Annotated in this window: 4 protein-coding genes; all 4 read left to right on the plus strand. The window is 50.8% G+C overall.

What is annotated here, in order from left to right:
* The coding region (locus H4J77_RS20045; RefSeq protein ID WP_404940801.1) for a bacteriophage T4 gp5 trimerisation domain-containing protein at positions 1-926 on the plus strand (926 nt) is incomplete at its 5' end.
* Between the two features lie 6 nt (positions 927-932).
* The gene (locus tag H4J77_RS18960; RefSeq protein WP_220469437.1) at positions 933-4,145 is read left to right on the plus strand and encodes a phospholipase D-like domain-containing protein; all 3,213 of its coding nucleotides are present in this window, start codon (positions 933-935) and stop codon (positions 4,143-4,145) included.
* Positions 4,146-4,159: 14 nt separating this feature from the next.
* Complete coding sequence (locus H4J77_RS20050; RefSeq protein ID WP_235869781.1) at positions 4,160-5,290, plus strand: T6SS immunity protein Tli4 family protein; 1,131 nt, start codon at positions 4,160-4,162, stop codon at positions 5,288-5,290.
* A 55-nt stretch (positions 5,291-5,345) separates the two neighbouring features.
* The gene (locus H4J77_RS18970) at positions 5,346-5,918 is read left to right on the plus strand and encodes a DUF3304 domain-containing protein (RefSeq protein WP_372237929.1); all 573 of its coding nucleotides are present in this window, start codon (positions 5,346-5,348) and stop codon (positions 5,916-5,918) included.
* The last annotated feature ends 444 nt before the right edge of the window (positions 5,919-6,362 follow it).

Raw genomic sequence — 6,362 nt, forward strand, 5'->3', positions numbered from 1 at the left:
AACAGATCTACCTGCACGCGCAGAAAGACTGGGACGAAAACATCGAGCACGACCAGACGGTGCGCGTCGGCAACGAACGCCACGACACCGTCGAGGCCAACAGCTACAGCGAGTTCAAGGCCGAAGAACACCGCACCACCCACAGTGAGCGCAAGACCGAGGTCAAAGCCAGCGACCACCTACAGGTTGGCCAAACCGCGCACACCAAACTGGGCACCGCTCAACTGACCGAAGCCGGTAACCAGATCCACTACTACGCCGGTGCCAAAGTGGTAATCGACGCCGGCATGGAGCTCACCGCCAAAGGCGGCGGCAGCTTCCTGAAACTCGACCCCAGCGGCATCAGCCTGGGTGGCCCGACGCTCAAAATCAACTCAGGCGGCGCGCCGGGGAGCGGTTCAGGGCTGGGTATTCAGCTACCGGTGCTACCCGGTTTGGCCGATAGTGATAAGGCCGGCAGCCTGCTCGACCTCGCCAGACCAAACCCGGTTCAGCGAAACAATAGCGAAGAACCACGTGAATACGTTTTTAATATCAGGCTCATGGATGTCCCGGGCGAAGACGGGTTTCCGTTAGCACAAACACCGTGGCAACTAGTAATAGGACAAACCACGCTGTTGCTTGAAGGCAAAACCGATGAGCAAGGCAAAGTATTGCTGGATGCTGAACAACAAAAGCAGGTTTCACAAGCATATTGCAGCAACCCAAAGAATCTCTGGCTGTGCTACCCCGGCCAGCGAGTAGCTTTAAGTCTTCACGTGGAAAATGAAAACTGGGACTCAGAGCCTATCGCGTTGGCTGCGCTCGATTATTGTGACCTTCCACACAGCGGGCAAGGTGCGGTTAACACTCTTGTGCTAGAGCGCAGCAAACAGGACAGCGGTTGGCAGACCGACGTCTATTCCCATTTAAAATCAAAGGATTGATAGGCAATGACAGATACCAGCGCTTACAACGGCATACGAGCCAAACAGGTAAATCAGGTCAATAGCGCCGAAGGACAAGCCTATACAGCGTATTCCACACCGGACTACTTCCTCACTAGTGAGTCTGCTTTTGCGCCAAAACGCAGTGGGAATAACGTACGGTTTTTTACTACTGGCGACGACTATTTCAAAGACGTGGCAGCAGCCATTGATGAAGCGAATGAAACAATTTTCATCACTGGCTGGCAGATAAATTATGACGTTCTGCTAGACGGCCAGCGGACACTTTGGCAATGCTTACATCAAGCGCTCACCAGAAAACCTCAGCTACGTGCCTATGTCGCTCCTTGGCTTAGCCCATCGGGGAGCCTGGGAACTTTTGACGTGGATACCATGCTAGCTATATTTCAACTCAACGCTGGCCTGCAAAATGGTCCACGAGCGTTCTGCGTCCCTGCTACTCAGCAGAGTGACATGGGAGGCTTGGGCGTAGCTTTTTCGCACCACCAGAAAAGCGTTGTCATCGATAACCGTGTTGGCTATGTCGGCGGTATTGACTTGGCATACGGAAGAAGAGACGACAACAATTTCAGCTTAGATGCGACCACCCGCAAAGGAAACGATGCTCGCAATCCGTGCATTCCGCAGCTTGGCTGGATGGAAATAGAAGATCATGTAAGCCGCAACGGGCTAATCATGGCGGCTTTGCTGGATTTGTCAAAAGCGTCTCTCGGAGGCCCGACTCCCAGCCGAGCTGAAGTTATAAATAGCTTTAACTATGTCATAGATTTTTTTTCCAGCCCTCGCAGCCCGGTATTGCAGTCAATAGTAGACGGCGTAGACAGAATCCAAGACGCTGCCGCGGGATTAAGCGATGCAATTACTGAGATTAAATATAAAGTTTTAGAGCACAACATTCGCTCTATAGCCAAACTCATAGAATCCAGCCTCAATGACTTTGAGATTGCCCCCCAACTGCGTCAAGAGATTCAGCGCTGGCTAAGCCAGTTACAGGTTGTTCAGGGCAACATAACTGAATCATTGCGCGTAAAAAGCAGCTACCTAATCGCCAAATGGTCCTATGAAACAGGTATTGGTAGAACCTTCGCGGCTCTCTTTAACGGTGGTTACAACACAATACCTGAACACGCAATACAACCCGTTTCAGAACTTGCCACCACCGTTTTTTGGCATTTGCATAATCTTTTGCAAACACAGGCTGCGAGCAACGAAGAGGCGTTTCCTTACCTGCTCGAATATCCTCAGCCGCTCGCCTCTGCAGACAATAGCTGCCTTGCTCCAGATCAACCCCGCATGCCATGGCAGGACGTGCATTGCCGCATAGAAGGCCCATCGGTTTACGATTTGTCTCGGAACTTTATTGATCGCTGGAACAGCCAGCAGGCTTACTTGGCTAATAGCCCACCTTTTCAAAATACCACTCTAGTAAAAAAGGCTTTAGATACCATTGCGACCTGGATCAATCAATTGCTGCGTATGGCACATCTTCACCACTTTCTTGATGCCAACGATCTGATCCAGCTCGACTTTCAGCATGCACCGCCAGTATGGATAAACGAGCAAACGCGACTACCTGTCTATCCTGAAACCATACCCAAGGGAATGAGCGTTCAAGTGCTACGTAGCGCAGCTAACAACATGCAACAACAAGAGCAAAGGGGACGGCTGCAAGCGAATGTACACTTGCCCGCTATGCCAGACTTTACAAGCAGCGGTGTGCAGTCCAACTGCAAGGACGCAATGCTGCAAGCCATCTCCAGCGCACAACACTTCATTTATATCGAGAACCAGTTTTTTCAGAGCGATTTTGGCGCAGATGGCGAACGCTTTGCATCCCTGCCTTTATCAGGTCCTATGGCAAGCCTGCGTGACCCTCGAACGCTACGCCAAGATTTTGTGGCGCGGGTTCGGTTGGTTGAAGCACTGGAAGCGAAGGACGTATGGCAGCTTGATTGGCCTGAAATAGATGCAATCGCTCGTAATGCAGATGAAGAAAGTAACCACTTCCTAGAGCAAATGTTCGCCATGCTCGGTGTGAATGCCCAAGGTTGGGTCACAGACTTCTTGAGCACACCGCAGGATCACATAATTAATACAGTAGGTAGCTCCCTCGCTTCGCGAATAAGCAAGGCAATAGATGAGGGAAACCCTTTCCATGTATATATGGTATTGCCTGTACATCCTGAGGGAACGCTCAATACGCCCAACATCATGCACCAAATCCACCTAACCATGCAGAGTCTGGTATTTGGCGAGAACAGTCTAATCAAGAATATTCAACGCCACATGGCGTTGCGTGCGTTTATTGACCGAGGAGACAGCCCTGAAGAGGCTGCCGAGCGTATCAATAATATTGATCCAAGAACCAACCGCCCTCTATTTGAGCAACAAGATTGGAGCAAATACCTCACCCTTTTGAACCTACGTACATGGGGTGAACTCTCAGGTAAGGTTGTGACAGAACAGATTTATGTCCATAGCAAGCTGCTGATAGCTGACGACCGAGTAGCCATTCTCGGCAGCGCCAATATAAATGATCGCAGTTTGCTAGGCTCTAGAGACTCTGAACTAGCCGTAGTCGTAAGGGACAGTACCCCAGTTACGCTTGCATTGGATGGCGTCACTCAATCTCAAGTGGGGAAAGCTATATATGAGTTTCGAGCTAGCTTGTGGAGAAAGCATTTTGGGTTGAGCTTGACCGGTAACTCAAAAATCCAACCTGCCACTGAATTGATCGGATGCTGGAATACGCCTGCAGCCGAAAGTACTTGGAAAGCGATTCAGAAAATTTCAACTGAAAACACGAGGGAATATGAAAAGTCATTTGTCTTTATTCCTAGAAACCAAAGCCAAGTACAGGCTGAGACATTGGACCATACGAACCAAAATAAGAATAAGTTAGCTGCGTCAGTTTGGCCTACTTGGTCTTATCGTGACGCAAATGAGCTTAGAAAAGGTGGTCTTTTAGCTTACCCTATGCCATATGAGAAGCGTTTCTGGCGATCTCTCGGAGAAAACACACCTCCCGTATATCCAAAGCCAAAAATTATAAAGGGTTTTATGTGCCAACTACCCTCCGAGTGGACTCGCGGTGAGAATAACGATTCAGGCCTAAACTTGAAAGCGGTCGCGACTTTAACGGAACCAGAACAGCCTTTATGGCTCGACGTAAATAGCGAAAAGACCAATCAAGCCTAGAGGAGTTAGCCCCCATGAAGTTAAAACTTAGGTTCATTAGTTTTGCGCTATTAACAATCTCAGCTCTGGACGTCTCAGCTGCACAGCGCCAAGAGTGTTTAGGTCGTTTCACTTTCGACGCCCCGGAAGAAATTGAATGGGCAACTTTTAACGCAGACCGAACGATGCAGATATCCCAAGGTGGCGGGCATGACTTTAGCGATATGGTGGCTGCACGAGGTGATAACGCTACTTACGGTGAGTTCGGCGCGGTTATCTACGTCAGTGATGAAGTAGATAGATCTATGCTTGATGATGTTTATGGGTATAGAAGAGGCAGTAGCATATTATATCAAGACCAGTTGAGGAAAGACCTAGAAACCGACAAAAGCATACTGAAGCAACTTGAGCTTGGAAATTATCCAGCTGCAGATATTGACGAACAGATCGCTCAAATGGATAGCCTTAAAACGAGGATAGCGCTGGCCCTACCAACCACTCACGACCTCGGCATCCCTGATGCCTACTTTGTCGGATCTGCTTCTGCCCCCGACGAAGCCTATATTTATAGAGATAACCGTGTTTACGCTTTTTTTATGAGCGAAGCCTACGCCCAGGGCCAAGGCAAGGAAGCCATGCTCGATATGATGTCGCGCTTCAGGCCTCGTGAGCTCTACGAAGTACCTGATGAAAGCGGTGTCTGCATTCCTTACGGCTTTATTGCCGATGATGGCGATGCGCACTACTCCGTCAAAAACAGCCTGCGCTTTACCGCGACCCCCAACGTGGTTTTTAGCCTAGTCACCGCCTCTGCCCACGACCCGTGGGATACACACCCGAAAACAGGCACCTACGATACCGATTACCGCCCTGGGTTTGACGCCCAAAAATGGACGTTCAGGCGCTTTGTGGAGCCAACCTATATTGGCCCTCACCTGGCAGGCATGGATGGCTGGCGGTTAGACCCTATTCCCGGCTCAGGCGAGCAGGAACGCGGCTGGTTTGGCCTGGCCAAAACCGGCGGCTTGCTAAGCCCCCTGATCGCGGTGCAAGTATTTACCTTCCCCAAAGGCACCGATGACCTGACCGAGTTCACACCGCCACCAGAAAACGTGCTTCCGCGCTGGAAAGCACTTAGCGAAACCATTGAGATCAGGGAGAATTAGGCCATCACGCTATCGGCTGGCCTGAACGTAGAAGGCCAGTCATCAAGGATGAATCATGCCCTACTCCCCCAACTCTCTAGCAACCCGACTCATAGCTGCCGCCTTCATCTCCAGCGCCCTGCTAATGCTCAATGCCTGCTCTGCACAAAACAGCGGGTCGGGAGTAAGGCATCTGGGCGCGCCGATTGAGGGGTATAGCCATACCTCTGATGCAATTAACCGATTTAGTGTGAATGGCAATGGCGGTCCGAATGTGGGGCCTCACCAGGGCGGAGGAAAACAAAACTGCTGTGTCACGTTGCCGGTCACCTGGCAACCGGGTCTGACGGTGGTGGTGGAGTGGGAGAAAGATCCGGATCCGCTAGCTTATGGCTCTTGGCCAGAAAAGATGTTTACTGATGCCTGGAATGAGCGTATGGCGGAGCACAGTAAAAAATACACTCACCATAGAGTTGAGGTTGAAGTGGCACCCTATGACGCTCTGGGGGTAGTCAGCGTCCATTTTCTGCCTTGCAATGAAGTTAAAGTTGCTGCCGGAACGACACGACCGGGTTTGCCGAATCATCCTTATCAATACTCGCTCAACATGGAAGAGCCCGACCAATGCCCAGCATCACCAAAAGACTAAACGGCGCGACGAATCTAGCTCTCGTCTCAGCCATTTATCTCGCGCTTTGCGCGTCGAGTGTGTTCGCCACCAATGACTATCAAACACCAGAGGGCTGGCGCACTGAGTGCCTGGGCCGCTCTCAGTTTGATATGCCGCCTCATACGGTCTGGCACTTGCGCATGCCTTTCGACAACTCAGTTTCCTATGTGACTGACGATCCTTGGTTTGGCCGCTATATGGACTATGGCACCGAGCCCGTGAGCGGAGTTTACAAACTTGTCCGCATACGTATCAGCCCCGAAACAACGCGAGCAGCATTCGACAATGCCGTAGGTGGGTGGTCTCAAGGACCAAGTGCAACAACTGAGATAGAGTGTTGCCATGAGAACCTATACGCATTTAACCACTGACGAACGGGTCGCCTTGATGCTGATGCAAGGCCAAGGATTGAGCCTACGCTCC

The sequence above is a fragment of the Pseudomonas sp. 5Ae-yellow genome (assembly GCF_014077575.1).
Classification (GTDB): domain Bacteria; phylum Pseudomonadota; class Gammaproteobacteria; order Pseudomonadales; family Pseudomonadaceae; genus Halopseudomonas; species Halopseudomonas neustonica.

Bases quoted from the DNA above. Each gene is read 5' to 3' on its own strand.
- H4J77_RS20050 (WP_235869781.1), top strand. From the start codon at position 4,160: ATGAAGTTAAAACTTAGGTTCATTAGTTTTGCGCTATTAACAATCTCA.
- H4J77_RS18960 (WP_220469437.1), top strand. From the start codon at position 933: ATGACAGATACCAGCGCTTACAACGGCATACGAGCCAAACAGGTAAAT.
- H4J77_RS18970 (WP_372237929.1), top strand. From the start codon at position 5,346: ATGCCCTACTCCCCCAACTCTCTAGCAACCCGACTCATAGCTGCCGCC.